Consider the following 26,138-nt stretch of genomic DNA (forward strand, 5'->3'; position numbering starts at 1 on the left):
ACTGGCCGATCACCGGCAGGCGGGTGTTCACCTTCCTGCTGGCGGGGCCAATTGCCGGGGTTGCGGCGCTTTACCTGTGCCTGTGGCTTTATGGTGCCATGGGCGGTGGTGCCAGCGCCGGGCAGCTGATGGCGGTGCTGTTTGCTTTCCCGCTTTTGTGGGCGGTGCTTTCGGTTTTTGCGACCTATGACATGCCGGTCGTCCGGCGCGGCGGCATTGTGGTTTTAAGCGGTGTGCTTGGGGCCATTGGCACGCATTTTGTAATTTAGGGGGGCTGTCATGGCATCCGATACCCAAGCGGCGCCAGCGCCGAAGAAAAAAACCGGCTTTGTCGCCCAGATGCTCTCCGGCCACTCGGCCGTCGGGCTTGCGGTGGGTGCGCTGATGTATATTTTGTGCCTGTCGGGTACGCTCATGGTCTTCCATGAAGAATTTGAACGCTGGGAACAGCCGCAGGTGCCGGAGTTTGCCAGCGTCACCCCCGAGGCCGCAGGCCGCGCCGCTGACGCTGGCCTCGCGCGCGCCAGCGACGTGCCGCACCATTTTTATATCGGCGTGCCCACCGACGGCATGCCGCGCCTTGGTGTCTCGCTTGACGGGGAAGAAGGCTGGTACGCGGACGCGGACGGTACGCTCGGCACGCCCATCCACCACCCGTGGGCGGAGTTCCTTGAAGGGCTGCACTATTACCTGCACCTGCCCACGGTGCTGGGCCTGACGGTTGTCGGCATTCTGGGGGCCATGCTGGTGGGGCTGGTGATCTCCGGCCTGCTGGCGCACCCGCGTATTTTCCGCGATGCCTTTGCCATGCGCATCAAGGGCAACCAGCAGCTGGCGCAGGCCGACATTCACAACCGCCTCAGCGTGTGGGGCGCGCCGTTTCACATTCTGGTGGCGCTCACGGGGGCGGGGATCGGCCTTGCCTCTGTGCTTTCCTATTTTGTCGCGAACAGCTATCTGGACGGTGACATTGAAGCCTTCTATGAGCCGGTGTTCGGCTCCGACCCGGCCGAGGACATGACCCCGGCGCCCGTTTTCAATATCACTGCCGCGCTTGATAACTTTCGCGCCGAACACGGTGACCTTCAGCCGTGGTATGTCATCATGCATGAACCGGGCACGGTGGGCCAAAGCGGGTATATTCTGGCGCGTCATCCGGCGCGGTTGATATACGGCGAAAATTATTACTTCGGGCCGGACGGCACCATCACCAGCAAGCTTGGCCACTCGGACGGCCCTGTGGGGCAGCAGGTTGTCGCCAGCGCCTATACGGTGCATTTTGGCTCGTTTGGCGGGCTGCCGGTGAAGCTTATTTACGGTGTGCTGGGGCTTGCCATCTCCATTGTCTCTGCCACGGGGGTGAATATCTGGCTGATCAAACGGCGCGAGAAAGGCCGCGCCATGCCGCGTCTTGAACGGGCGTGGGCCGCTACCATCTGGGGTACGCCGCTGGCGCTTGCGGTCTGTTTCACCCTGCCGACGGTCTCAGCGGTTGAGGGTACCTTGTTGAACGCCATTTTCTGGCTCGTGCTTTTGGGCCTTGTCAGCCTGTCAGCCCTGGTGACAGACCGGGCGGCATTTGCGCGGGCCCTGCGAAGTGCCTCCGGGCTGATGATCACCTTTGGTGTTCTGGTCAAATGGGCGGCGCATTGGGGCGCGGTAAATTCCCCTGCCGCGATCGGGGTGAATGTGGTATTATTGGCCGTTGCCGCGATCCTTTTGTGGCAGGGTTGGCCGCTTGCTCGCACACCGCAGGTGGTGCCGTCAGCCGCTGAATAGACGTTGCACAGACGTTGCGCGAATCCTGCACAGATATGGGCAGAAAACGCGGTTTTATTGCACACATGTTGCACACATTTGGCACAGATTTGTGCAATAATCTGTGCCAATATGGGTCATTTTGGCGGGCGCGGGAAAAAGGCGCTGGTGCGTTCGGTATAGTCTGCATACTTCGGGCGGCGCTTGGTCATCGACCGTTCGGTCATCGGCACGCCGGACCATTTCATCAGGATAAAGCTCATCAGAAGCGGCGCGAAAATCAGCGTAAGGTCATGGCCGATAAGCCAAATTCCCCACCAGACACAGAAGTCGCCAAAATAGTTGGGGTGGCGGGTCCAGGCCCACAGGCCGCTATCCAGCACCTTGCCTTCATTGGAAGAGACGGCCTTGAAGCGGCTGAGCTGCCAGTCACCGACCGCCTCAAAAAACAGGCCGACACCCCAAAGCAAAACGCCCAATATGGCAATGTTATCAATGCCTTGCGGCGCATCTGCGAGAATGCCGAAGACCGGTGCCGCCACAATCAGGATCAATGCGCCCTGAAGGATAAAAACAATGTAAAGCGAATAAAAGTGGCGCTTCAAACCAGTGCGATCGCCGAGTATTTTTTCATAGCGGTGGTCCTCGCCATGTTTCAGGTATCGCCGCAGGAGGTGGATAGAAAGCCTTAATCCCCAAAGGGTTAGGAGAAAGAGTGTCAGCTTCTGCTTGTCGCCGAGTATCAGCAGTTCATTGGCGGCGGCATAAGCCGCGATCAGGAAGCCTGTGCCCCAGAAGGCGTCGATAAAACTGACATGCCCGCGCCAGATACTGAAAACCCAGAGCCCCAGCAATGCAATGCCCAGCGCTATTGCCCCGGTGGTGTATAATTCAAGCATGATACCTCCTGAAACTGTTGTTTCTTGTACGATAATCGCTGAATGTGGATCATATTGATCAAATTTTTTTAGGGAAGGTTTGCGGCACACCATATTCGCGCGCTATATGGTGCAGGAAAGGATATTTATGGGCGAACAGGCTACCATCGTTGATTTTCTAAGCGCCAGCCTTCGGGGGCTGGAAGCTTCAGGCAGGCCGTTGCTCTCACCGCGGCAGCAGGACGTGGCCAACGATATCGCCGCCGCGCTGGACCGTGAACTGGAGACCATGGTCTCCGGGCTTGAGGCCGTGGCGTCCTGCCAGCAGGAAGACGAAGAGGATGCTGCCGAGGAGGAACTTCCGCCCTTTGCTGCTTTCTGTGTGGGGCTCAAGCGCATTGGCGGTACATTGATTCCGCATCTTTTTGAAGAATTTAACGCTCTGTGTGCCAAGCACGGTGCGCCGGTGCGCCCGTTCGGCTGGATTATCCGGGCGCGCGCTGACGCCTTTGTCGCCTATCTTCTGCAGGTCGCCCAGGTGCACGGGCTGGCCTTCGATGACAGCATTGAACGGGTTGGTAAAAATGAACAGATTGTTCTGGCGCATTTGGGGGCTGACCTTCGCATGCTGATGCAAAGGGAACTGGATAAGCTGGACGGGTAGACGGCCAACTGATCGTTCAGCAACAGGTTCGTTCAGCAATCGTTCAGTCTTGCTACGATAGGTTACCGGGGAAAGTGAGCAAGCCGTGAGAAAAACAATGAAGAAAAAAACACTGTGGCCAACGCTTATCGTCGCCCTGATGGCCTTTGGTGGTCAATCGCTCGCCGATGGCGGTGCCGATGACGGGAACAGTGAAATGACCCGGTCGGAGAAACGCCTCGCACGCATCATGGATGACTACAAGGCAACGGGAAAGACCAAAAGCTGTGTGCCGCTGAGATTTCTGCGCGATTCTACAATCATTGATGATCAGACCATCTTCTTCAAGAGTATTGGCAAGAAAGCCTATATGAACCGCTTGCCGCATAAATGCTCGCGCCTCGCATCAGAGGAGCGCTTTATGTATTCAACCTCCATTTCCAGCCTGTGCCGCATGGAGATTATCACGGTACTGGACAGTTTTGGTCGCCGGTGGGGCAGCTGCGGATTGGGCGAGTTTGAGGAAATGGAAAAACTCAGCAAGGCAGAAAAAGCTGAGCGGGATGCCAGTTCCGAGAGCGAGGCCATGCAGCCCGGCGAGTCTCGGTAACCCTTATTGATAAAGTCACGCCATCACAGGTTGGTGGCATCGATCGCGTGTGGTGCGGCGCCTTGTCGCAACCGCCGTGCATTTTATCGCATTCAGATTCACTCGCGCCAGCGATGGGTTCATACCGCGTTTTGTAACAATATTACAAAAGACGACGCGAGGAACCCTACCCATGAAACTGACAGAGCAGAGCCTGAAAAATCCGGCCGCTGTCATCGTCATAGCGGCGATGGCTATTGTGCTGGGTGTTGTCATGCTGTCGAAGTTGCCGGTGCAGCTTTTCCCAGCCATTGAGCGCCCCCAGCTTGCGGTGCAGACTTTCTGGCGTGCAGCCAGCCCTTCGGAAATTGAATCAGAGATTGTCGAGCCCATTGAGGAGGTGATGCAGGGCATCCCCGGCCTTGAGGAGATGCGCACCTTCTCCAACCCGAGCTTTGGTTTTGTCTCGCTTGAGTTTGCGCTTGAGACTGACATGGACCGGTCGTTGATTGAAGTGATCAGCCGCCTTAATCGCCTGCCGCCCCTGCCGGCCGATGCCGACCGCCCGCAAGTGTTGATGAACGGAGGCGACCCATCAGGCGAGACGCTGATTTACCTGTTCACCCAGTTCACCGAAGACAGCAAGATCTCACAAAGTGATTATGTCACCTTCATCGAGGATGAGGTTGTCCCTCAGCTTGAAAGTGTTGAGGGGGTTTCCCGCGTATCGGTTGAAGCCGGCAGCGGCTTTGGCGAGCAACTGCAGATAGAATTTGATGCGGTCCGCGCCGCCGAGCTTGGTATCAACGTCAACGCCATTGCCCGCGTGATTGGCCGTACGGTGGACAGCTCCGGTGGGTATCTTGAGGTGGGGCGCAGGCGTTATCTCCTGAACTTCCAGGGCCGGTACGAGCCTTCGGAGTTAAGCGCACAGATCCTTGACTGGCGCGACGGTCGCCCGGTAACGCTTGGGGACATCGCCACCGTGCGCGTGGCCCCGCCGGATGCCACACAGGTGGTCTACCAGAACGGCAACCCTGCTGTGGGTATGCGCATTGTCAGGAACAGCGGCGCCAACGTGCTTGCGACCATCGACCGGCTGACCGAAACGCTGGATGAGTTGAATGCGGGCATTCTGGCGGAGAAGGGTATCTCGATCCAGAAGTCCTTTGACCCGTCTGTCTTTATCAAACGTGCTATCAACCTTCTTACCACCAACCTTTTTGTCGGGGTGTTGCTGGCGGTTGGCGTTTTGTGGTGGTTCCTGCGTCAGGTGCGCGCGACGCTTTTGATTGCGCTGACGATCCCGGTTTGCCTGCTGACCACTATCATTGTGCTGGCGCTGTTTGGCCGAACGGTTAACGTCATCTCGCTGGCGGGGCTGGCATTTGCCACCGGCATGGTGCTTGATGCCGCCATTGTGGTGCTGGAGAATATCGTCAGGCTGCGAGAGCGCGGAGAAAAACCGAACATGGCGTCGCTTATTGGTGCGTCGCAGGTGTGGGGCGCGCTTCTGGCATCTACGGCAACGACCGTCGCGATTTTTGTACCTATCCTCTTCCTCAAGGATGTGGAAGGCCAACTGTTCGCTGACCTTGCACTTACCATTGCGATCGGTGTTGGTGTTTCCCTGGTTGTCGCGGTGACAGTGCTGCCGGTTGCGGCACAGCACTGGCTCAAAAAGCTGCCGACCAATGAAGACGCAGGCGGGCGCGGCAAGAAGTTCGCCGCCAGACTGATGTGGCTGACGGGTACGCCGTTGCGCCGCCTGTCGCTGATCGGCGGTCTGATGAGCGGGGCCGTGTTCCTCAGTTGGGCGCTGCTCCCGAACCTCAACTATCTGCCGCCGGTCAAACGCGATGCGGTGGATGCCTTCATGATGTTCCCGTCGGGTGCGAATGTGGAAACCATTGACAAGGAAATCGCACAGGTCATCGTCAAAAGACTTGAGCCTTATATGAGCGGTGAGAAGGAGCCGGCGCTCAGGAACTATTATATCATCACCTTCCCGAACGGCGCGGCCGGTACGCTGGGCATCCGCGCCAAGGATCAGGAGCAGGTGGGCGAGTTGCAACGCCTTGTGAATGAGGAAATCCTAGCTGGTTTTCCGGATGTGTTCGCCTTTGGCCAGCAGGGTAACCTGTTTGGTGGTTTTGGCGGTGGTGGTTCTGTGCAGTTCAACATCCATTCAAAGGACCTTGACGCCCTGCGCGATGTGACCTCAACGGCGATGCAATTGGTGCAGGAAAACCTGCCCGGCGCCCGTGCGCAACCGAACCCTGACCCGAATGTGATCTCGCCCGAGCTTAAAATACACCCTAATGACCGCCGTCTGGCGGAGGTGGGCTTCACCCGCAATGACATCGCCCGTATCGTGCGCGCGCTGGGGGACGGCCTGTGGCTGGGTGAACACTTCGACGGTGAACGCCGGGTTGATATGGTGTTGAAGTCGCAGGACTGGTCCGAGCCTGAAATGCTGGAAAGCGTGCCGATCGCCACACCAAACGGCGGCACTGTGGTGCTGGGTGATCTGGTGCAGATTGAACGCGGCGTCGGCCCGACCTTTGTGCAGCGTATGGACCGCAAGCGTACTGTCACGCTCAACATCAACCAGCCCGACGGTATGCCGCTTGAAGATATGGTTAAAATCCTCAAGGAGAAGGTCGAACCGGCGATCAGGCCCCTGTTGCCGCCGGACGGTATCATCAGCTATGGCGGGGACGCTGATGCGCTTGACCGTGCAGTAGGCTCGCTGTCGATGAACTTCGTGCTGGCCCTTGGCTTGTTGTTCATGATTTTGGCGGCGCTGTTCCGCTCTCCGCGGGACGCGATATTCGTGGTCATCACCATCCCGCTGGCGACCGTGGGCGGCGTGCTGGCGCTTCGGGTGCTGAACTGGGTGGCCTTTGCGCCGCTGGACCTTTTGACCATGATCGGCTTTATCATCCTGCTGGGCCTTGTGGTCAATAACGCCATCCTGCTGGTTGCCCAGACCCGCGCCGGTGAAGCAGAGGGGCTGACAAGGGACGAGGCGGTGGAGCGCGCGCTGGCGCTCAGGATGCGGCCCATTTTCATGAGCACGCTCACGTCCATCATGGGCATGTTGCCGCTGGTGCTGTTCCCTGGTGCGGGTAGCGAGATTTACCGCGGCATGGCCACCACCATTGTCGGCGGCATGGCGCTGTCGACCGTCTTTACTCTTGTGCTGCTGCCCTGTCTGCTGCGGTTCAAGGAAGCAGGGCTTGTCTTTGCTGCCATCGCCCGCTTGCGGGATCGTAAGCTGCGTCCGGCGGAATAAGGGCTGGAATGCCAAGTCGAATGCCAGTCCGCATAACAAACTGAATAATAAAACGAAATAAGCGAGGAAATAGAATGTTTAGCCAAAGGAATTGGACCAAGTGGACAAAAGGCATGGGTGTGGCGCTGGTTTTTGCTACCGCCACATGCGGCACCACAGGGCTGTCAGCACAGCAGCAGGAGATGCCGCCAGCCCTTGTCGAGGTGGCTGAAGCCAGTGCGGAGATGATGGCCCCACAGGCCTATATGCCGGGCACGGTCGTCAGCCGCAACGATAGCCGCATCGCGGCCGAGATATCCGGCAAGGTGAAGTGGGTCGCCCCTGAAGGCACACTGCTCAAGGAAGGCGACGTGGTTGCCGAGATTGACGACCGCAACCACGCGCTGTCGCTGGCCCGCGCCCATAGCCAGATCAAACGGCTGAAGGCGCGCATTGTGTACCTGAAGTCTGATCTCGACCGCGTGCGCGAACTGGCCGTCAATAAAAACGTGCCGCCAAGCCGGGTTGAGGAAGCCGAAAGCACGCTTCTGATGACCGAGGAAGAACTGGCGCAGGCCCGTGTGACGGCGGAGCAGGCCGAAGTGGACCTTGAGCGCACCCGGGTGCGCGCGCCTTTCCCCGGCCGGGTGGTCCAGCGCTTGGCACAGGCAGGCGAATATGCCACGCCGGGCCGCCAGATCGCTCGCCTCGTCGACACCGAGCATTTGGAAGTCAGCGCGCAGGCGCCGGTCAGCCTGTCGGCCATGCTGACGGACGGGCAACCGGTTGTGCTCAGGCGTGATGCGTCGGTTATGGATACCAGCATCCGAGCGATCATCCCGGTGGGTGACAGCCTGAGCCGGGCGATGGAAATCAGGGTGAGTGTGCCGGCGGGCAGCGCCTATGTGGTAGGGACGGCGGTGCAAGTGGGTGTACCGGCCAGCGCACCACAGCAAGTGGTAGCGGTGCCGCGCGATGCCTTGGTGCTCAGGACGGACGGCACCTATGTTTACCGCATCAAGGATGACAACACGGCAGAGCGCCTGCTGGTGACCACAGGGGCCGCCACGGGCAGGCGCGTGGCGGTGTTGGGCGGTATTGAAAATGGTGACCGGGTGATTGTGCGTGGCGGTGAGCGCCTGCGCCCCGGCCAGCGGGTGCAACTGCGTGAAGGTAGCACGCAGTTGGCGAACGGCCGCTAGGAGCCTTTCGCCGTGTTTCGAGTGACAGATGGCAAAACGCGTTAAAAACAGTGTTGGCGAAGGACCGCAAGCGGCCCATAATGCCCGCGACGCGGGGACAGAGTTTGTTGTTCCCGCCAGCGGGTTTTCAGGTGTCAGTACCGAAGGCCCGGCTATTGAATTCAGGGAACGTCGGGGGCAACTGTCGCGTATGGACAGTCTATTAGGGTCAAAAGAACGCACATTCTGGACATTTCAGATTGGCGGCTGGATAGGCTACAGCTTTCTGCGTACCTTTCAGGCCATCACCAATGGACAGGACCTGTATTATTTTTCATGGGTTATCATTGCCGCCGCGCTGGTCGGCCTCGCCATGACGACGATGCTGCGCCAGCTTTACCGCATGGCGCGTAACTGGCCTTTGCAATGGCTGCTGTTGTTTGTGCTGTTTATGTGTGGGGCGTGCGGGCTTTTGTTCTCGATGATCGAGCTTTACATCGCGCCGCGCATTGTGCCCGGCCTGCCGCCCTTCTCGGGGCTTGAGATGTTCGGCAACGCCATGTTTGAGACGACCGCCCTGTTCGCCTGGTCGGCGCTTTATTTTGGCTATCACTATTACCAAAGCATGCGTGAACAGCAGGAACAGGTATTGAAGGCCACGGCTATGGCGCATCAGGCGCAGCTCAAGATGCTCAGGTATCAGCTCAACCCGCATTTCCTTTTCAACACGCTGAACGCCATCTCCACCCTCGTGCTGGAACGGGCGGAGACCGACGCCAACAAGATGCTGACAAAACTTTCGAGTTTCCTGCGCTTCACGCTGGTGAACCAGCCCACCCAGCGCATCACGCTGGAGCAGGAGCTCTATGCGCTCGGGCTTTATCTCGATATCGAGAATGTGCGTTTTGAGGACCGGCTGACGGTGAATTTTGATATTGAAGACGATGCCAAAACCGCGCTGATCCCCAGCCTTTTGTTACAGCCGCTTATTGAGAACGCGATCAAATATGCCATCGCGCCGTCAATTGAAGGGGGCGCGATTTATGTCAGCGCGCATGTGGACGGTGATAAGCTGGTGGTGGTCTTGAAGGACAACGGCCCCGGCATTGCCGACCTTGGCAATATCGTCAGCCAGTCAGGCTCGGGGGTGGGCATTGTCAACACCAAGGAACGCCTGATGCAGATTTACGGGCCGCGGCACCGCTTCACGCTCCAGAACCTGGAGCCGCGGGGCCTTGGCATTTTCATTGAAATTCCTTGTGAACGGGAAAACCGCCCCTAGGCTTGTGCGCAAGGGGTGTGCAGCACGACAGACAGACGGGACTGGGTATTATGGCTAAAATTCGGACAATATTGATTGATGATGAACCGCTCGCCATTCGCGGGCTGTCGATCAGGCTGAAACCTTATGAGGACGTGGAGGTGGTGGACACCTGCTCCAACGGGCGTGAGGCGGTGCGCGCCATCAAGGAACTGAAGCCCGACCTCATATTCCTTGATATCCAGATGCCGGGCTTTGACGGTTTCTCTGTGTTGCGCTCGCTGGTGGGGGAAGCCGAAATTCCGCTGGTGGTGTTTGTCACCGCCTATGACCAATATGCGCTGGAGGCGTTTGAGGCCCACGCGCTTGATTACCTGCTGAAACCGGTGGATGAAGACCGCCTTGGCGAGGCCATGGCGCGCGTGCGCGAAAGCATGGCACAGCGTGTCGCGATCGAACAGAACGCCCGCCTTGTGGAGCTGATCGAAAACCTGCAGGACCCGCCGGTGGAGGCGCTGACAGCGCTTCTGGAAAAACCGGTCGAAAGCAAGGAAGCCCGCTTTGACCCGCACCTGCGCATCAAGGACCGTGGCCATATCACCATCGTTGATGTCGCAGACGTGGATTTCATCGACGCGGCGGGCGACTATATGTGCATTCATGTGGGGGCGAAAACCCACATCCTGCGTGAGACGATGAAAACCATGGAACGCCGGCTTGACCCCAAAATCTTCCAGCGTGTTCATCGCTCCACCATCGTCAACCTCGACAAGGTGCGCGAAGTGAAACCGCATTCAAACGGCGAATGTTTCCTTACGCTCGAAAACGGCACCGAGCTGAAAGTCAGCCGGTCCTACAAGGACGTGGTTGGCCGGTTTTTGTGAGGGGGGCTTACAGTTCTTCTTCTTTGAGAAGAAAGGCGAAGTCTAATCCAAAATCGATTTCTGCTTTTTTAAATGCCGATCCATATATTCCGACAGCGATGGAGTGTCCGCGAACATTGGGAAGTTCAACTGGCCCCTCATAAATGAGTAACTCGATAACGTCACTCGCACTCAGCTCGAGCCATTGAAGAAAATAGAGGTTGAAAAATTTAGTGACCGCATTGAGCGCGGTATGTGCATTATCAAAATTCCAGACGGTGGGATCTTTGGGAAGATTGAGAGTATTGTAGTTGCCATAGTCAGCCAGTTGTTCTGATTGGTTCAATGGTGCTGTTTCCCAATCCGCATTTTTTACCTTCATATGTACGTAGTCATTGCGGATTTTTTGAAGGTCTTTGATTTGGGCAACTTCTACTATTCCATGATCAAAGGAGTTTTCGTGCGAACGAAGTTGTATAAAATATTCAAACTTTGAGAGGGGGGAGAAGCGGTCCACCTCAGCTTGAAGATTCTTACTCAACTTGAGGCCGTCGATGCAGCAGTTGGCAGCACATTCCAACAGCAAGCAAGTACTGATAACTGATGCCCTAGCAGAGCTTGTGTGGCCCCAGAAATCGTTGTTATTTACTTGATGGGCTTGGGTTAGGAAACCAACAGCATCCATAAGTAGCATCTTGAAATTCTTGAGATGATTTGTGTTGTTCGCGGCAGAGGGTCGGTTCCTCAGAGGCCTCGTTTTATGCTGTTGAATATCAGCCAAATTGTTCTCCGGTTCACTTATATTGCTTGTTTTTACAGCACATATGCCATCAGAGGCAGGCTTCTCATTCCGGCCAGTGAGTCCATGGCGGCGTTGGCGGGTGTGGATTCGCCGATCAAGTCGTCGAATGACGACGTGTGGGTAGGCTTAGAGGCTCGGCACATGCTCCATCAACCTTGGGCCCATCCTGAGTGGCTCGATGCGTTTCGCCAGTCCCGTGCGGTCGTCGGTCTCGACGAAGGTGCCGCAGATGGTGGCCTCGCCGTCGGCGGGGCTGTAGCGTTCCTTGTTCATTTTGGTCAGGAAGCGGCTGATGGGCTCTTCCTTGTTCATGCCGATCACGCTGTTGTAGTCGCCGCACATGCCCGCGTCGGTCTGGTAGGCGGTGCCACCATCCAATATCTGGCAGTCGGCGGTGGGCACATGGCTGTGGGTGCCGACAACAAGGCTGACGCGGCCGTCAAGGAAGTGACCCATGGCCATCTTTTCCGATGTGGCCTCGCCGTGAAAATCCACGATAATGGCGTTGGCCGTCACACCAAGGCGGTATTTTTTGAGCACGGCATCAACGGCGCGGAACGGGCATTCCATCGCATTCATGAACACGCGGCCCATGGCGTTGATGACCAGCACCTTTTTGCCCCTGGGAGCATTATAAAGCGCGAAGCCGCGCCCCGGCGTGCCTTCGGGATAGTTGATCGGCCTCAGGATACGGTCGTCATTGTCGATCGCAGACAGGATTTCCTTCTGGTCGAAGGTGTGGTTACCGCCGGAGATCACATCGGCGCCAGCCTGAATGGTGCTGCCGGCGATCTTGCTGGTGATGCCAAAGCCCGAGGCGGCGTTTTCGCCGTTAACGACAACAAAATCGAGTTTCAGTTTCTCACGCAAGGTGGGCAGGGCGCTATCGGCGGCGGTGCGGCCGGACCGGCCCATAAGGTCACCCAAAAACAAAAGTCGCATAAAAATCAGTGCCTACTGGTTGGTTATGGCGCGGTGACGGCTATACAGCCTGCTTGCGTGGCAGGATCACGCCTTCTTCGGTGATCACGCCCTGCAGGGGCCAGTCGTGCGCCTCTCTGGGCACATGATCGACGATTTGCGCGCCAAAGGCAAAGCCAAAAGCCTTTATCTCGCTGTGGGCCGCGAGCGTGCGGTCATAATAGCCGCCGCCCCAGCCCAGTCGGTAACAGTCCGCGTCATAGGCGAGCAGGGGTACAATCAGCGCGTTTGGCACTACCTCCGGCGCGTCGGGCACCGGGTGCTGCGTGCCAAAAGGGCCAGCTTCCAACGGGTCGCCCATGGCCCAAAGACGGAACGATAGCGGAGTTGCCTTGGCCGTCACCACCGGCAGTGCGGTACGGTATCCCGCGCGGGTGAGGCTGTGCATCAGCAGGCGGCAGTCCAGCTCATCCTGCATTGGCAGGTAAGCGCCAATGACGGCGTGCCGTTCAAAACTTGAAAAAAGCCCCATGCCGTGCTGGGCGGCGCGCTCTGCCGCGTCAAGGCCGTACATCTCATAGGCGCCCATGCGGATGCGCTTTGCGCTTTGCCGCAGCGTCATCTTGTCATGTACGGTGGGCATAGCGGCGGCATTCCTGAAAGTGATGGCTGGTGTGGTTGTGGGTGCGGGGACCGCGACTGCCGTTTGAAGTTTGTACCCTCTGGAACCTGACAAGTCAGGTGGGCGCCGTTTGGATGGGACCACGGTCCCGCCCAGGGACAGCTCCCTAGAGGTATTTATAGCCCCAGGGGTTACTGCGTATCGCACGCACAGTGCAGAGCCCGCGTCGCCTATGTAAGCCTTCGGGCGTCGTTGTGCAATAGCGGCAGTGATCAACTGGCCGCGAGGTGGTCCGTTATGCCCTCGATTTCAGTGGCCACTTCGTTGAGAACCGCCGCCATGTCTGCTTCCGTCAGGCCGCCCACAAGGCCGGGGCCGCCGCCTGTTGACATGCTGTCATGCAGTTCGTCGGCAATCAGTACCGCCGCCATCAGCAGCAGGCGGTTTTCCGCCACATGGCCCAGCTTTGAGGTCAGGTCCTTGCATTTGTCATCCACATATGCGGCCAGTTTGCCCAGCCGTTCCTGATCGCCTTCGGCGCAGGCCAGCGGGTAGGTTTTGCCGTTTACCGATACATTGATCTGCGCCATGGTTATGCACTCCCTACCATTGTTTCAAGGCGGCCAATGGCACCGTCAAGCTCTGCGCGCACGCCGGAGCGCTCTGCCTCAAGCTCGGCCACGCGGGCCTTGAGTTGGCCATTCTCGGCCTCCAGTGCTGCGGTGGCACCGTCTGTCTCATGTGCGCTGTCACCCGCCCATTCGGTGCCCTTCGCATTTTCATAGGCTTCCAGCTCGTCCTGCAGTTGGGCATACTGGCGCTTGAGCAATTGGTAATTCTGCTCCAGTACGGTTTTCTCCGTCTGCAGCGCCTCCAGCACTTCCGAGGTATCCTCTGGTGGTTCGGTCAGCGCATGGGCGGCGACTTGCTCATGCAGTTTGAGGTTCTCTTTCTCAAGCGCGGTCACCCGTTCCACCAGCGCCAGTTTTTCTTCCGCAATCTCGCGGGTGGCGCTGACGGTCTCGCGCGTGCTGGCGACGCCTTGCGCAAGGCGCGACAGCGCGCTTTCGAGTCGCGTGCGCGCGCCTTCAAGCTCGGTCGGTTTTGTATTATCAGCCATTCTTATGGTCCCCCATTTACCCACTCGGCCGCAAATACTTCGCGTCGGGCTGGATTCGGCATGTTTTGGGGAAAGATAGGTGGTTGGGGGCAGGGGCGTCAATCGCCATCACGCGGGCGGGGGTGAATAAAAGCACTGCTTGGGGCCATAAAAGCCGCTTCTCGGTTGACTAGCGCGGCCTTCCCGGCCATTTTGGCCGCAATTTTCCGGCGCCCCTCGCTCGGCTACCACCAAGGCCGCGTGTGGGTCGCACCGCCCCAGAGACAAGTAGACCAAGATGCACGATACTGACATGAGCCAAGATGACCTCCTGCAAACCCGTATGGCAAACGCGATCCGCGCCCTTTCGATGGATGCTGTACAGAAGGCCAACTCGGGCCACCCCGGTATGCCGATGGGCATGGCCGATGTGGCAACGGTCCTGTTCACGAAATTCCTGAACTTCGACCCAAGCTGGCCCACGTGGCCGAACCGGGACCGCTTTGTCCTGTCCGCCGGTCACGGCTCCATGCTGATCTATTCGCTGCTGCATCTGACAGGCTATGAGCGCCCGACGATGGACGATCTCAAGAATTTCCGCCAGCTTCACAGCCCGACGGCGGGCCACCCCGAGTTTGGCGAATGTCCGGGCGTCGAGACGACAACCGGTCCGCTGGGTCAGGGCCTCGCCACCAGCGTGGGCATGGCGATTGCTGAACGTCTGTCGAACACCGAATATGGTGACGCTGTAACTGACCACTATACCTACGTGCTGGCCGGTGACGGTTGCCTGATGGAAGGTGTGAGCCAGGAAGCGATCTCGCTGGCCGGTCACCTCAAACTCTCAAAAATGATTGTGCTGTGGGACGATAACTCCATCTCAATCGACGGGGCGACAGACCTTTCCACCAGTGAAGACCATGGCGCACGCTTCGAAGCCGCTGGCTGGCATGTGCAGGCCGTTGACGGCCATGATATGGAAGCCGTTGAAGCTGCCATTCAGGAAGCCAAGAACAGCGACCAGCCTTCGATGATCGCTTGCCGCACCACCATTGGCTATGGCGCTCCCAACAAACAGGGTACATCGGCGACCCACGGCGCGCCGCTGGGTGATGACGAGATCAAGGCTACGCGTGAATTTCTCGGTTGGGACCATGCGCCGTTTGAAATCCCGGCTGATGTGCGGGACGCATGGCTTGAAGCTGGCAGCCGCGGTAAATCGGTTTCGGCTGACTGGAAAAACCGGTTTGATGCGCTCGACAGTTTTGTGAAGCAGGACTTTGACCGCCGCACCAACAAAGACATGCCAAAGGGCTTTACGGCTGCGATCAACGAATACAAGGCCAAACTGGCGGCGGAACCTGTGAAGGTAGCCACCCGCAAGGCGAGCCAGATGGCGCTTGAAGTGATCAACGGTGTTGTGCCCGAGACGATCGGCGGCTCGGCTGACCTCACCGGCTCCAACCTTACAAAAACCAGCCAGACAGCGCCCATCACGGCAGATGATTTCTCCGGCCGTTACATGTACTACGGCATCCGCGAGTTTGAAATGTGCGCGGCGATGAACGGCATCGCGCTTTATGGCCAGCATGTGCCTTATGGCGGCACCTTTATGGTGTTCACCGATTATGCCCGGCCTGCCATTCGCCTCGCGGCACTGATGAAACAGCGTGCCATTTATGTGATGACACACGACAGCATCGGCCTTGGCGAAGATGGCCCGACCCACCAGCCGGTTGAGCATGTTCCTTCACTGCGCGCCATGCCGAACCTGAATGTGTTCCGCCCTTGTGATGCTGTTGAAACCGCCGAGTGCTGGGCGCTGGCGCTTGAGAGCAAAGAAACGCCCTCGGTGTTGTCGCTCACCCGCCAGAGCACCATCCAGCAGCGCAATGAGCACACGGACGAAAACCTGTGTGCGAAGGGTGGTTATATTCTGAAGGAAGCCTCCAGTGCGCCACGTGTGGTGCTGATGGCTTCGGGATCTGAAGTTGAGCTGGCAGTTGCTGCACGCGAGACGCTCGAAGCTGACGGCGTGCCAACCCGCGTGGTTTCCATGCCGTGTACCGAGCTGTTTGACGCGCAGGACGCAGCCTATAAGGCAAGCGTTTTGCCGGAGGGCACTGTGCGTGGTTCCATCGAGGCTGCCAGCACATACGGCTGGGCAAAATACACCGGCCTTGACGGCGTGAATATCGGCATCGACAGCTTTGGTGCGTCGGCGCCCGCAGACCAGCTATACAAGCATTTTGGCATTACAGCCGACGCGCTTGTTGCAGCGGTGCGCGAGAAGCTTTAAGAAAGTCTTAACGATAGTAAATAGCCCCTACTGACCATCAATTTTCCAGGAGGACCCCGCGGATGACAGTTCGTGTTTCCATCAACGGTTTTGGCCGGATCGGCCGTAACGTGCTTCGTGCCATTTATGAAAGCGGCCGGACCGACATCAAGGTTGTTGCGATCAACGACCTCGGCGATGTTGATATGAACGCCTATCTCCTTAAGCGTGACAGCGTACACGGCCCGTTCCCGGGTGAGGTAAGTGTTGCCGGTGACTTTATCGTTGTGAACGGCGACCGCATCCGTGTGACCGCCATCCGCAACCCTGAGGAACTGCCATGGGGTGAAGAAAAGGTTGACGTGGCGATGGAATGCACCGGCATCTTCACCGCGCGCGACAAGGCCGCGATGCATCTGACCGCTGGCGCCAAAAAAGTGCTGATCTCGGCACCGGGCGCAAATGCTGACAAAACCATCGTGTTTGGCGTGAACCACGACAGTCTGACGGCTGAAGACACGGTTGTCTCCAACGCATCCTGCACCACCAACTGCCTGTCGCCTGTTGCCAAGGTCCTCAATGACCTCGTCGGCATCGAGCGTGGGTACATGACCACCGTGCACGCCTACACAGGCGACCAGCCGGTGCTCGACACCCTGCACTCGGACCCGCGCCGTGCGCGTGCTGCTGCGCTTTCCATGATCCCGACATCAACGGGTGCCGCGAAAGCTGTCGGCCTTGTGCTGCCGGAACTGGCTGGCAAGCTTGACGGTTCGGCTGTGCGTGTGCCAACGCCAAACGTTTCCATGGTTGACCTGAAGTTTGATGCTGCCCGCGCGACAACAGCGGATGAGATCAACGCGGCGATCAAGGCTGCGGCTGAAGGCCCGCTCAAGGGCGTGCTTGGTTACGAAGACATGCCCGCCGTGAGCATTGACTTCAACCACAACCCGAACAGCTCGACGTTTGACAGCAGCCAGACCAAGGTTATCGACGGCAAGTTCGTCCGTATCCTGACATGGTACGATAACGAGTGGGGCTTCTCCAACCGCATGTCAGATACTGCGGTTGCGATGGCCAAGCTAGGCTAACGCCGCGCGCGTGAACCAGATACAGGGCGGCCCTTTTGGTCGCCCTTTTTTGTCTTAACCGAAATTTTCGGAGCTTATTCAAATGGCTTTCAAACGTATTTCCGACCTTGGTGACCTCACCGGCAAGACCGCCGTTGTGCGTGTTGACCTCAACGTGCCGATGGCTGACGGCCGCGTGTCGGACGACACCAGGCTGCAGGCCGTAAAACCCACCGTGGACGCGATCGCGGCCCAAGGCGGACGTTCGGTCTTGCTGGCACACTTTGGCCGCCCCAAGGGGCAAGTGGTGCCTGAGATGTCCCTGAAGCCCGTTGTGTCGGCGCTGGCAAGCGTGCTTGGCCGCTCTGTCGGTTTTGCGGCGCTGGGTGACGAGCTGCCCGACGATGAGGTGGTGGTGATCGAGAATACCCGTTTTTTCCCCGGCGAGGAAAAAAACGACCCGCCGCTTGCGAAACGTTTTGCTGCTCTGGGTGATGTGTATGTCAACGATGCTTTCTCGGCCGCGCACCGGGCGCATGCGTCCACTGAAGCTGTGGCGCATCTGTTGCCATCCGCCGCGGGGGAAACTATGGGCGCCGAACTTGAGGCGCTTGAGAAAGCACTGGGTGAGCCCGAGCGGCCCGTTGTCGCGGTTGTGGGCGGTGCCAAGGTGTCCTCCAAACTGGCGGTGCTTGAGAACCTTGTGGCCAAGGTTGATCATCTGATCATCGGTGGCGGCATGGCCAACACCTTCCTCTATGCGCAAGGGCATGATATCGGCGCAAGCTTGTGCGAGAAGGACCTGAAGGACACTGCGCTCAAAATTCTCGATAACGCGAAAGCTTCGGGCTGCGCCGTGCACTTGCCGACGGACGTTGTTGTGGCGCGCGAGTTCAAGGCGCACGCTGAAAACACGGTCAAGGCGGCTGACGCGGTTGTGGACGGCGAGATGATCCTCGACGCCGGACCGGAGACGGTCAAAACCCTGGCCGGCGTGCTGGCAGAATGCAAAACGCTGGTCTGGAATGGCCCCATGGGGGCGTTCGAGATGGAGCCGTTTGACATGGCGACGGTGGCGCTGGCGCGCGCTGCTGGCAAGCTAACGCATGAGGGAAAATTGCTGACCGTGGCAGGCGGTGGCGATACCGTGGCGGCACTGGCGCATGCGGGCGTAAAGGACAACTTCACTCATATCTCAACGGCAGGCGGCGCCTTCCTTGAATGGATGGAAGGCAAACCGCTGCCCGGTGTGACCGCGCTCGGCTAGTCTCAGAGGAAACCGAATCAGCGAAGCCCTCGACCACTTGGTCGGGGGCTTTTTTGTGTTCCGAGTCGGGCGTAAAAATGATGCCGCGATATTGACAGCGCTGCCATTTCCATAAAGCCGACAACATTATGTTAAATACTGGTGAAAATAGGGTTTTTCAGTCCATCTTGCGTTGCGGCTGGGGGGCCATTTGTGTATCTAAAGCCCACCGGTTCCACGCAACATAAAACAAAAGAATCGGGCCCCAAAAACGCTGGAAAATACAGGGAATAATCATGAAACCAGGTGTCGTATTCGGTGAAGATTACGCAGCCCTCGTGCAAAACTGTAAGGACAAGGGCTATGCGCTGCCCGCGGTAAACGTGGTGAGCACCAACTCCATCAATGCCGTGATGGAAGCTGCCGCCAAAAACCGTTCGGATGTGATCATCCAGTTCTCCAACAGTGGTGCACAGTTTTATGCTGGCAAGGGCATGAAAGACAGCTTTGGCGCTAAGGTGCTGGGCGCGGTGTCCGCTGCCCGCCATGTGCAACTGTTGGCCGAGCATTACGGCATCTGCGCTATTTTGCATACTGACCATGCCAATCGGGGCCTTGTGCCGTGGGTTGAAGCGCTGGTGGAGGAAAGCCGCAAAAACATCAAGCGTGAAGGAGTGCCGCTTTATACTAGCCACATGCTGGACCTGTCGGAAGAGCCCATCGACGAAAACCTTGAGACCTGCGTCCGCGTGCTCAGGGACATGACCCCGCTGGGCATGAGCCTTGAGATTGAACTGGGGGTCACGGGCGGTGAGGAAGATGGTGTGGGCGCCGACGTGGGTGACGATTTTGAGAACCCGAGCCTTTATACCCAGCCGGAGGATGTGCTGAAAGCCTATGACCTTCTGACGCCATTGGGGCACTTCTCCGTCGCGGCGTCTTTTGGTAACGTCCACGGTGTCTACAAGCCCGGTAATGTGAAGTTGCGCCCTGAAATTCTGAAGCACAGCCAGGAACTGGTGAGCAAGGAACGCGCAACCGGTGCCAATCCGCTCAACTTCGTTTTCCATGGTGGCTCAGGCTCCGAGAAAGAGAAGATCAGCGAGGCGGTGGGCTACGGTGTGTTCAAGATGAACATCGACACCGACACCCAGTTTGCTTTCTCTAAAGCCGTTGGCGCGTATGTGAACGAAAACCAGGATGCGTTCAAATGGCAGGTTCATCCTGAAACTGGCCAGCCGTTCAAAAAGCAGTATGACCCGCGTGTGTGGTTGAGGAAGTGTGAAGAATCGATGGCGGCCCGCCTTGATGAGGCATTCAAGGACCTCGGAGCACAGGGGCAGACCATGGCTGATGCTTGAGGCACAGCCTGACATTTTTCCGAAGCGGGGCGGCGGTTGCTGCCCCGTTTTTTGTTGTTTTTCACAGACACCACTTCCCGCCCGCGGTAAAATCGGGCATATGCGGGAGAGAAACGTCATTTGAGGTAGGAGCATACCATGCCGCAAAACCCGGAAGCCTGTCGTCTGTATCTGATTACGCCTGATGAAATCGCGGATCTGGGCGCTTTCGCCAGCTTGCTGGACGAGGCACTGGCGGCTGGTGATGTTGCATGTGTACAGCTACGCCTCAAAGGTGTTGAAGACGCGGAGATCATCAAGGCCGCCCAGACCCTGATGCCCATCTGCCATAAGTATGATGTGGCTTTCTTCATCAATGACCGCGCTGATATCGCTGCAGAAGTGGACGCAGACGGTGTACACCTTGGGCAGGACGACGGCGACGTGCCGACAGTCCGTGCGCTCCTCGGTCACAACAAGGATATCGGCGTTACCTGTCACGATAGCCTGCACCTTGCCTACAAGGCTGGGGAAGAGGGGGCCAACTATGTGGCCTTCGGTGCATTTTTTCCCACCGACACCAAAACGACCGAACACCAGCCGGAAGTCGAGCTCCTGAGCGTTTGGGACGAAGTGACAGAGGTTCCTTGTGTGGCCATTGGTGGCATCACTCCGGATAATTGCGGTGAACTCGCGGAAGCGGGTGCCCACTTTGTTGCTGTGTGTGCGGGCGTGTGGGATCACCCTGAAGGCCCGGCGGCCGCTGTGCGCGCCTTCAACGAAGCGCTTGGCCTGAGCTCCTGATGTCACAATTTTCTGTGATGCAGGCCACTGACACTGCACGGCGCCCGTCACAATGGAATAGAGCGCGGTGCCTGCCTTTTGTAAGGCCGCCTTTGGGTTGTTTCGCGTTGGCTATTTAAGCGCTTTCACCTGCTCGGCGGCGTGTTCCGCACTCCGGTGGGTTTTGTCCACCTCGCTTGCAAGGTTGCACAGGTTGCGGTTGACGTCCGCAACTGCTGTCGCGGCAGTTTGCATGCTCTGCGATATCTCCCGCGTTACCGCGCTTTGCTCTTCAATGGCACCTGCGATACCGCCGACGCTGCCCTGAAGATCATTCACCGCTGTCGTGATGCCGGAAAGCTGTGACGCTGTATCGTCAGAAATCGCCTGCATATTGGCGATCTCCTCTGAGATCTGGCCCGTCGCGGAGGCAACCTGGGTAGCGAGTGCTTTTACCTCACCGGCGACCACGGCAAAACCGCGCCCGGCGTCGCCAGCGCGTGCAGATTCGATGGTCGCATTCAGGGCCAGCAGGTTGATCTGTTCGGCGATTTCCTCGATCAGAATAACAATCTTGTTCATCTCCGCTGCGGCAGTTGTCAGTTTTTTGGTGGAATTGTTTGCAAGCCCGGTATCTTCGGCCACCCGGTCAGACGATGACCGTGCCAGTGCGATGCTCTGTGCCAGCTCCTGAAAGGACGCGTTCAGTTCCTCAGCCGCCGAGGCCACAGTTTGCACCATCGCGTCGGTTTCAGTCGCCGAAGAGGAGGCGGAGCTTGCCTGCTCGTCCGCCACTTGTGCACTGGCAAGAATTTCATCCAGGTCTTGATAAACATTTTCGGCAACGGCTTCCCGGCGGCTCCGCTCTTGATGGACATGGGTGATGTCGGTTGCGAACTTTACCACTTTCATCACGCGACCATCGGGACCAATAACCGGGTTATACGTCGCCCGGAGCCATATTTCGTTACCACCCTTACCGAACCGTTTGTACTGCGCGGATTGAAATTGTCCTTTGCCGAGCTCTTGCCAGAAAAGTCGGTATTGCGTGCTCTCGCGGGTTTGATCATCAACAAACATGCTGTGTTTTTGCCCCCTGATTTCATCAAGGCTATAACCCATCACACCGAGAAAATTTTCATTCGCGGTGATGATCGTGCCATCAAGGTCAAATTCGATCACGGCTTGCGCTTTGTCGAGCGCATTTATCTTGGCTTCATAATCTGCGTCGCGCAGTTTGCGTTTTGTGATGTCTGTGGCGAACTTTACCACTTTGATCGGTAGGCCTTCGTCATTCAGGATCGGGTTATAGCTGGCTTCAAGCCATACTTCCGACCCGTCCTTGCGCACTCGCATGAACTGGGTCCTGAACGACTTGCCCGCCCTCAGATCGTTCCAGAAGTTGAGATACTCTTGGGATGATCGCTGCCTGCCGGGTACAAAAATGCTGTGGGGGCGTCCGACAATCTCATCAAGTGTATAGCCCATTGTAGCAAGGAAATTTTCATTCGCAGTGATGATCGTGCTGTCGAGGTTGAACTCGATCACAGCCTGCGCCTTGTTCAAGGCCTTCATCTTGCCACGCATGTCAAGGTCTGTCTCGTGGACCGCGCTTTGATCATTGGCGAGTTTCAGGACATGGCTGACATTGCCCGCGTTGTCGCGCATGGGCAGATAAATAGCCTGCAACCAGACCGACCTGCCACTTTTGGTGACGCGCCTGAAGGTGGTTGACTGGCATTTTCCTGCCCGCAGGTCTTTCCAGAAGGCATCATAGGCGGGGCCTTCAGCTTCTGCGGAGTCCATAAAGATACGATGGTGTTTGCCGACAACCTCGTTGAGCGTATATCCCACAATGCTGAGAAATTTGTTGTTGGCGCTCAGGATGGTGCCGTCGACAGCGAAGTCGATGATGGCCTGAGTTTCTTCAAGTGCGGCGTATAAATCGTCGCGACGTTTGCCAAAAACCGGCCTTTTAATATCAAAAAACATGGTCTTTCGGTGTCCCCACTCATAGAAGAGGTCATCAAGAGTGGTGTAATTGCATTAATGAATGCTTAAAAGACGCTGTTTGGGATGAATATATTTTCGTATAAGTTGTTAATGGAATTTTTTTTCTTATCTTCTTCCGCTCAACTTCTTGCTTCAAAAGCTATTTTTGGTGTCAGGAATATGAAAAAGGCGCTGCCGTTGGGCCGCGCCTTTTTTTTGCAAGGCTGCTCAGTATTTGATGTTCAGTATCTGGTCCAGGCTGTAGCGTCCGCCACCGGTGAAGGCGAAGCTGAAGGCGAGGATTGCCCAAAGGACGGGGTACTCAAAGCCGCCACTGGTCCAGAAAAAACCGGCACCAAAGTGGACGGAGGAAGCGACCAGAAGCATCACTGTTATAGCGATGGCAGCGGAACGGGTGAAAAGACCCAGTGCCAGCGCGAGGCCGCCGAAAAACTCGACCGACCCAGCACCTAATGCCGCCAGATAACCGTTTGAGAACCCGAGTTGGCTGCTGAAAAACTGGCCGGTTGCCTCAAGGCCGTAGCCGCCAAAAAGGCCAAACAGTTTTTGTGCGCCGTGGGGCATCAGGAACAGTCCCGCGACTACACGGGTAAGTGTGGTGCCGATTACGCCAAATCGGCCGAGAAGGCTTTCAAGTGTTGGCAGGCCAAAGGGGCCGCGGCTTTCCTGTGTTGCTTCGTGTGTCGTCATTTTAAGTCTCCAGACATGGGGTTGCATCTTTATGCCGCAGACCTGTCGTTCCGACCGATCGCCGCTGCTGAAACCAAGGTGAGGTTTCGCGGCGTGAAAGAAAATTGCGAAATGTTGAACTTGGCGTTCCGTATTGTGCAACAAGGGGTCGTCGGTAGCCGAGGCTGGTCACTCACGCTTGAAAATTAAGGTAAAGCGCGTATACCAGCGCCACCAAAGTAGGATAGAATGTACCCGCAAAGCCAAATGCCCTGAGGGTCGGGGCGATGTGATAGCCTGCCCAGAACAATAGCCTCATAGCGACAAACGAGACAGCAAGGGCGGGTATGATGCCCAGTTTCATTGGTGGTAGGCTGAGGGCAAGGGCCGGCCATACCAGCAGGCATAACAGGGCTTGCTCCACCGTGTTTTGCAAAAAGCGAATGTCAATGTCCGGGTGACTGCCTTCTATGGGTCGGTTCCCGGTGATGAGCTCACTGATTTTCAGGCGTTTCTGGGCCACCTTCGCGATGCCAAGCGCAACGCAGGTCGCGGGCAGAAGCAGCCATTTGATAACAAGGCCAAGCGGGTCCGCACCATCCGTCACCGTGGGCTGATAGATGGCTGCCCCCTTGGTGTAAAGTGTTGCGGTATAAGCAAAGGCAAAGATGGAGCCCGCCACAATCACACATTGCCTGACTATGTGTGCGCGGTTTCTCCCTATCTGTTCAATAATATATGGCATGGGTTTTACCGATGGTTGGGCGGTTGAGGCATATTGGCTTTGGGCGTGCAAGGGCGTGCCATGCGGTATTCCGCGCAGACGTGCTGCGCGATGGACGAAATGCCAACGCGGTTCATGCAGGTACGCCAAATCAATGTTGTGTCTGTTACTGTTGCAGGTTTCCCGATCGGAATGATGGCATCTGCCAGGCTGGCTGATATACCGCGCCAGTCCCTACTGGAGGTGCCTCAGGGTCTAAATTGCAACCAAAGGGTTTGTTCTTAATGCCCGTAAAACAAGCAGAATTACGCGCCAAAACAGGCTGTGTAAGCCGTCTCATGATAGTCTCCCCAAATCGTGCCCCGCTCGATTTATAGCAGAAGTAGAGTGATTGTGCCATTTTAACTTGTTTATCTTGATGCCTGCATCAAGCGGTCGCTTTCCGCCACCAGCCCGCATCATGTCATTGCAACACGTGGGCGAATCTGCTACATCGCGGCCCAACTTGTTCTTTGACACATATGAGATCTTAAGAGGTGCTCCATGAAAATCGACGGTAACGCCGTTCGTCCGGGTAATGTTATTGAGCATAAAGGTGGCCTGTGGCGCGCGATCAAAATTGCGCATACCCAGCCCGGTAAAGGCGGTGCCTATCTGCAGGTTGAACTGAAAAACCTGATTGATGGCACCAAGCTTAATGAACGCTTCCGTTCCAGTGAAAAGGTTGAGCGCGTCACCCTTGAGCAGCAGGACTATCAATTTCTGTATGCCGAAGGCGACATGTATACTTTCATGGACCAGAACACCTATGAACAGATCTCCATCTCCGCCGAAGATGTTGGCGAGGACAGTGTTTTCCTTCAGGACGGCATGACTGTTGTGATCGAGCTTTACGGCGAGAAACCGCTTGGTGTGCGCCTGCCGGAGAAGGTCACGCTTGAAGTGACGGAGACCGAGCCCGTGGTCAAAGGTCAGACAGCGTCCAGTTCCTACAAACCTGCGATGCTGGAAAACGGCCTGCGGGTCGGCGTACCGCCTTTTGTCAACGCTGGCGACAGGATCATCGTTTCCACTGCAGAACGTGAATATGCAGGCCGCGCGGACTAGTTGGTCCGCGCTTCCGCACTTCTGTTATTGTTTTGAGTAATAGCTAACCCAAGATTGGAGAGTTCCATGGCCCGTCGTTCACCATTGATGAATGTGATGGTTTCCGCCATTTTGAAAGCGAGCCGCAACCTGCGCCGTGACTTTGGTGAGGTGGAACAGCTTCAGGTGTCAAAAAAAGGCCCGGCTGACTTTGTCTCGCAGGCTGACAAGCGCACCGAGAAGACACTGTTTGAAGAACTGAGCCGTGCCCGTCCCGACTTTGGCTTCCTGATGGAAGAGCAGGGTGAGATCAAGGGCAAGCGCGACGATGTGCGTTTCATTATCGACCCGCTGGACGGCACCACCAACTTCCTGCATGGCCTGCCACACTTTGCGATCTCTGTCGCAGTGGAGGAACGCGGTGAACTGACCGCAGGTGTTGTCTACGCCCCGCTCACGGATGAGATGTTCTGGGCCGAGAAGGGTCAGGGCGCGTACCTGAACGAGTCGCGCCTGCGGGTCTCTGGTCGCAACAAAATGGAAGACGCCTTGCTTGCCACCGGTATCCCGTTCAAGGGCCGAGGCAACCATGAGCTCTTTATGGCTGAAATGGCCGAGTTCATGCCGCATGTCTCCGGCATTCGCCGTTTTGGCGCAGCGTCGCTTGACCTCGCTTATGTGGCTGCAGGCCGCTATGATGGTTTTTGGGAAGCGGGCCTGTCGTCATGGGATATTGCTGCCGGTATCGTCCTTGTAAAAGAAGCGGGTGGTTATGTCAGCGACCTGGGTGGAGGCAGTGGCATGATGAAGTCTGGTGATATCATCGCCGCCAATGATCAGCTTCATGCGCCCATGCAGCGCGCGCTCAAGCGTGTGCACCGGGGTTTCAAAGGCTAGGCATCTGGCCTTTAAGCTGATTTTTCAAGAGCCGCTCCACCATGGGGCGGCTTTTTTGTATGGCTAATGCGGCTGGTCTTTGGTTTAGCCTTCAAAATTGCATAACAGGCATACGAGGCTGAGGGTTCGAAATCCCTT

General features: G+C 57.2%; 24 protein-coding genes and 1 other RNA gene. 15 read left to right on the forward strand and 10 right to left on the reverse strand.

The genetic code is table 11. The annotated features are described in order from the left end of the window. Both ACN0VM_RS12000 and ACN0VM_RS12005 read left to right on the forward strand, forming a co-directional pair. Positions 1 to 269: hypothetical protein (locus tag ACN0VM_RS12000; RefSeq protein ID WP_417451127.1), on the forward strand; the 269-nt coding region annotated here is incomplete at its 5' end. Between the two features lie 10 nt (positions 270 to 279). Further along, positions 280 to 1,779, forward strand: a complete 1,500-nt coding sequence (locus tag ACN0VM_RS12005; protein WP_417451128.1) for a PepSY-associated TM helix domain-containing protein — start codon at positions 280 to 282, stop codon at positions 1,777 to 1,779. 116 nt (positions 1,780 to 1,895) lie between these two features. Here ACN0VM_RS12005 and ACN0VM_RS12010 read toward each other — a convergent pair whose 3' ends face one another. After that, positions 1,896 to 2,657, reverse strand: coding sequence for a DUF1295 domain-containing protein (locus tag ACN0VM_RS12010; protein ID WP_417451129.1), 762 nt, complete (start codon positions 2,655 to 2,657; stop codon positions 1,896 to 1,898). Between the two features lie 127 nt (positions 2,658 to 2,784). On the opposite strand from ACN0VM_RS12010, the gene ACN0VM_RS12015 reads away from it, so the two are divergent. The 6 genes from ACN0VM_RS12015 (at position 2,785) to ACN0VM_RS12040 (ending at position 10,471) form a co-directional block, all read left to right on the forward strand. Further along, positions 2,785 to 3,300 carry a hypothetical protein gene (locus tag ACN0VM_RS12015; protein ID WP_417451130.1) on the forward strand — a complete coding sequence of 172 codons (516 nt, stop codon included), beginning with the start codon at positions 2,785 to 2,787 and terminating at the stop codon, positions 3,298 to 3,300. 97 nt (positions 3,301 to 3,397) lie between these two features. After that, complete coding sequence (locus tag ACN0VM_RS12020) at positions 3,398 to 3,889, forward strand: hypothetical protein (protein WP_417451131.1); 492 nt, start codon at positions 3,398 to 3,400, stop codon at positions 3,887 to 3,889. A 172-nt stretch (positions 3,890 to 4,061) separates the two neighbouring features. Further along, positions 4,062 to 7,166 carry an efflux RND transporter permease subunit gene (locus ACN0VM_RS12025; protein WP_417451132.1) on the forward strand — a complete coding sequence of 1,035 codons (3,105 nt, stop codon included), beginning with the start codon at positions 4,062 to 4,064 and terminating at the stop codon, positions 7,164 to 7,166. A 74-nt stretch (positions 7,167 to 7,240) separates the two neighbouring features. Then, positions 7,241 to 8,347, forward strand: a complete 1,107-nt coding sequence (locus ACN0VM_RS12030; RefSeq protein WP_417451133.1) for an efflux RND transporter periplasmic adaptor subunit — start codon at positions 7,241 to 7,243, stop codon at positions 8,345 to 8,347. A 28-nt stretch (positions 8,348 to 8,375) separates the two neighbouring features. Beyond that, on the forward strand, positions 8,376 to 9,608 hold the full coding sequence (locus tag ACN0VM_RS12035) for a sensor histidine kinase (RefSeq protein WP_417451134.1): 1,233 nt from the start codon (positions 8,376 to 8,378) through the stop codon (positions 9,606 to 9,608). A 50-nt stretch (positions 9,609 to 9,658) separates the two neighbouring features. Then, positions 9,659 to 10,471 (forward strand): LytR/AlgR family response regulator transcription factor, encoded by an 813-nt coding sequence (locus tag ACN0VM_RS12040; protein ID WP_417451135.1) that lies wholly within the window; start codon positions 9,659 to 9,661, stop codon positions 10,469 to 10,471. Positions 10,472 to 10,478: 7 nt separating this feature from the next. On the opposite strand, the gene ACN0VM_RS12045 is transcribed toward ACN0VM_RS12040, so the two are convergent. From ACN0VM_RS12045 to ACN0VM_RS12070, 6 genes are all read right to left on the reverse strand, one after another. Beyond that, positions 10,479 to 11,231: a hypothetical protein gene (locus ACN0VM_RS12045; RefSeq protein ID WP_417451136.1), complete on the reverse strand. Its 753-nt coding sequence runs from the start codon at positions 11,229 to 11,231 to the stop codon at positions 10,479 to 10,481. A 147-nt stretch (positions 11,232 to 11,378) separates the two neighbouring features. Next, positions 11,379 to 12,194 carry a TIGR00282 family metallophosphoesterase gene (locus ACN0VM_RS12050; RefSeq protein ID WP_262690725.1) on the reverse strand — a complete coding sequence of 272 codons (816 nt, stop codon included), beginning with the start codon at positions 12,192 to 12,194 and terminating at the stop codon, positions 11,379 to 11,381. A gap of 40 nt (positions 12,195 to 12,234) precedes the next feature. Continuing rightward, positions 12,235 to 12,816 carry a 5-formyltetrahydrofolate cyclo-ligase gene (locus tag ACN0VM_RS12055; protein ID WP_417451137.1) on the reverse strand — a complete coding sequence of 194 codons (582 nt, stop codon included), beginning with the start codon at positions 12,814 to 12,816 and terminating at the stop codon, positions 12,235 to 12,237. Between the two features lie 43 nt (positions 12,817 to 12,859). Then, positions 12,860 to 13,019: non-coding RNA, 6S RNA (ssrS, locus tag ACN0VM_RS12060), on the reverse strand. A gap of 48 nt (positions 13,020 to 13,067) precedes the next feature. Next, the gene (locus ACN0VM_RS12065; RefSeq protein WP_417451138.1) at positions 13,068 to 13,385 is read right to left on the reverse strand and encodes a cell division protein ZapA; all 318 of its coding nucleotides are present in this window, start codon (positions 13,383 to 13,385) and stop codon (positions 13,068 to 13,070) included. Positions 13,386 to 13,387: 2 nt separating this feature from the next. Then, positions 13,388 to 13,915, reverse strand: coding sequence for a hypothetical protein (locus tag ACN0VM_RS12070; protein WP_417451139.1), 528 nt, complete (start codon positions 13,913 to 13,915; stop codon positions 13,388 to 13,390). Between the two features lie 292 nt (positions 13,916 to 14,207). Here ACN0VM_RS12070 and tkt point away from each other — a divergent pair, with 292 nt between their 5' ends. From tkt to thiE, 5 genes are all read left to right on the forward strand, one after another. Further along, entirely contained in the window at positions 14,208 to 16,193 is a 1,986-nt protein-coding gene (gene tkt / locus ACN0VM_RS12075) for a transketolase (RefSeq protein WP_417451140.1), read from the forward strand. Between the two features lie 62 nt (positions 16,194 to 16,255). Further along, positions 16,256 to 17,263, forward strand: coding sequence for a type I glyceraldehyde-3-phosphate dehydrogenase (gene gap, locus ACN0VM_RS12080; protein ID WP_417451141.1), 1,008 nt, complete (start codon positions 16,256 to 16,258; stop codon positions 17,261 to 17,263). 82 nt (positions 17,264 to 17,345) lie between these two features. After that, on the forward strand, positions 17,346 to 18,509 hold the full coding sequence (locus ACN0VM_RS12085; RefSeq protein WP_417451142.1) for a phosphoglycerate kinase: 1,164 nt from the start codon (positions 17,346 to 17,348) through the stop codon (positions 18,507 to 18,509). A gap of 275 nt (positions 18,510 to 18,784) precedes the next feature. After that, positions 18,785 to 19,849 carry a class II fructose-bisphosphate aldolase gene (fbaA, locus tag ACN0VM_RS12090; RefSeq protein WP_417451143.1) on the forward strand — a complete coding sequence of 355 codons (1,065 nt, stop codon included), beginning with the start codon at positions 18,785 to 18,787 and terminating at the stop codon, positions 19,847 to 19,849. A gap of 138 nt (positions 19,850 to 19,987) precedes the next feature. Further along, a complete protein-coding gene (gene thiE / locus ACN0VM_RS12095) occupies positions 19,988 to 20,632 on the forward strand; it encodes a thiamine phosphate synthase (RefSeq protein ID WP_417451144.1) in 645 nt (214 codons plus the stop codon). Positions 20,633 to 20,743: 111 nt separating this feature from the next. Here the strand turns inward: thiE and ACN0VM_RS12100 are convergent, their stop codons facing one another. The 3 genes from ACN0VM_RS12100 to ACN0VM_RS12110 form a co-directional block, all read right to left on the reverse strand. After that, positions 20,744 to 22,603, reverse strand: coding sequence for a methyl-accepting chemotaxis protein (locus ACN0VM_RS12100; protein WP_417451145.1), 1,860 nt, complete (start codon positions 22,601 to 22,603; stop codon positions 20,744 to 20,746). A gap of 228 nt (positions 22,604 to 22,831) precedes the next feature. Next, positions 22,832 to 23,314, reverse strand: coding sequence for a DoxX family protein (locus tag ACN0VM_RS12105; protein ID WP_417451146.1), 483 nt, complete (start codon positions 23,312 to 23,314; stop codon positions 22,832 to 22,834). A gap of 172 nt (positions 23,315 to 23,486) precedes the next feature. After that, the gene (locus tag ACN0VM_RS12110) at positions 23,487 to 24,038 is read right to left on the reverse strand and encodes an MAPEG family protein (RefSeq protein ID WP_417451147.1); all 552 of its coding nucleotides are present in this window, start codon (positions 24,036 to 24,038) and stop codon (positions 23,487 to 23,489) included. A gap of 522 nt (positions 24,039 to 24,560) precedes the next feature. On the opposite strand from ACN0VM_RS12110, the gene efp reads away from it, so the two are divergent. Both efp and ACN0VM_RS12120 read left to right on the forward strand, forming a co-directional pair. Next, positions 24,561 to 25,124, forward strand: a complete 564-nt coding sequence (efp, locus tag ACN0VM_RS12115; RefSeq protein WP_417451148.1) for an elongation factor P — start codon at positions 24,561 to 24,563, stop codon at positions 25,122 to 25,124. Positions 25,125 to 25,190: 66 nt separating this feature from the next. After that, positions 25,191 to 26,000, forward strand: a complete 810-nt coding sequence (locus ACN0VM_RS12120) for an inositol monophosphatase family protein (RefSeq protein ID WP_417451149.1) — start codon at positions 25,191 to 25,193, stop codon at positions 25,998 to 26,000. The last annotated feature ends 138 nt before the right edge of the window (positions 26,001 to 26,138 follow it).

It is taken from the genome of Kordiimonas sp., assembly GCF_048260245.1.
GTDB lineage: Bacteria > Pseudomonadota > Alphaproteobacteria > Sphingomonadales > Kordiimonadaceae > Kordiimonas.

Excerpts from the sequence above, each read along its gene's own strand:
- ACN0VM_RS12005 (WP_417451128.1), top strand. The coding sequence starts at position 280 with ATGGCATCCGATACCCAAGCGGCGCCAGCGCCGAAGAAAAAAACCGGC.
- ACN0VM_RS12010 (WP_417451129.1), bottom strand. The coding sequence starts at position 2,657 with ATGCTTGAATTATACACCACCGGGGCAATAGCGCTGGGCATTGCATTG.
- ACN0VM_RS12015 (WP_417451130.1), top strand. The coding sequence starts at position 2,785 with ATGGGCGAACAGGCTACCATCGTTGATTTTCTAAGCGCCAGCCTTCGG.
- ACN0VM_RS12020 (WP_417451131.1), top strand. The coding sequence starts at position 3,398 with ATGAAGAAAAAAACACTGTGGCCAACGCTTATCGTCGCCCTGATGGCC.
- ACN0VM_RS12025 (WP_417451132.1), top strand. The coding sequence starts at position 4,062 with ATGAAACTGACAGAGCAGAGCCTGAAAAATCCGGCCGCTGTCATCGTC.
- ACN0VM_RS12030 (WP_417451133.1), top strand. The coding sequence starts at position 7,241 with ATGTTTAGCCAAAGGAATTGGACCAAGTGGACAAAAGGCATGGGTGTG.
- ACN0VM_RS12035 (WP_417451134.1), top strand. The coding sequence starts at position 8,376 with ATGGCAAAACGCGTTAAAAACAGTGTTGGCGAAGGACCGCAAGCGGCC.
- ACN0VM_RS12040 (WP_417451135.1), top strand. The coding sequence starts at position 9,659 with ATGGCTAAAATTCGGACAATATTGATTGATGATGAACCGCTCGCCATT.
- ACN0VM_RS12050 (WP_262690725.1), bottom strand. The coding sequence starts at position 12,194 with ATGCGACTTTTGTTTTTGGGTGACCTTATGGGCCGGTCCGGCCGCACC.
- ACN0VM_RS12055 (WP_417451137.1), bottom strand. The coding sequence starts at position 12,816 with ATGCCCACCGTACATGACAAGATGACGCTGCGGCAAAGCGCAAAGCGC.
- ACN0VM_RS12065 (WP_417451138.1), bottom strand. The coding sequence starts at position 13,385 with ATGGCGCAGATCAATGTATCGGTAAACGGCAAAACCTACCCGCTGGCC.
- ACN0VM_RS12070 (WP_417451139.1), bottom strand. The coding sequence starts at position 13,915 with ATGGCTGATAATACAAAACCGACCGAGCTTGAAGGCGCGCGCACGCGA.
- tkt (WP_417451140.1), top strand. The coding sequence starts at position 14,208 with ATGAGCCAAGATGACCTCCTGCAAACCCGTATGGCAAACGCGATCCGC.
- gap (WP_417451141.1), top strand. The coding sequence starts at position 16,256 with ATGACAGTTCGTGTTTCCATCAACGGTTTTGGCCGGATCGGCCGTAAC.
- ACN0VM_RS12085 (WP_417451142.1), top strand. The coding sequence starts at position 17,346 with ATGGCTTTCAAACGTATTTCCGACCTTGGTGACCTCACCGGCAAGACC.
- fbaA (WP_417451143.1), top strand. The coding sequence starts at position 18,785 with ATGAAACCAGGTGTCGTATTCGGTGAAGATTACGCAGCCCTCGTGCAA.
- thiE (WP_417451144.1), top strand. The coding sequence starts at position 19,988 with ATGCCGCAAAACCCGGAAGCCTGTCGTCTGTATCTGATTACGCCTGAT.
- ACN0VM_RS12100 (WP_417451145.1), bottom strand. The coding sequence starts at position 22,603 with ATGTTTTTTGATATTAAAAGGCCGGTTTTTGGCAAACGTCGCGACGAT.
- ACN0VM_RS12105 (WP_417451146.1), bottom strand. The coding sequence starts at position 23,314 with ATGACGACACACGAAGCAACACAGGAAAGCCGCGGCCCCTTTGGCCTG.
- ACN0VM_RS12110 (WP_417451147.1), bottom strand. The coding sequence starts at position 24,038 with ATGCCATATATTATTGAACAGATAGGGAGAAACCGCGCACACATAGTC.
- efp (WP_417451148.1), top strand. The coding sequence starts at position 24,561 with ATGAAAATCGACGGTAACGCCGTTCGTCCGGGTAATGTTATTGAGCAT.
- ACN0VM_RS12120 (WP_417451149.1), top strand. The coding sequence starts at position 25,191 with ATGGCCCGTCGTTCACCATTGATGAATGTGATGGTTTCCGCCATTTTG.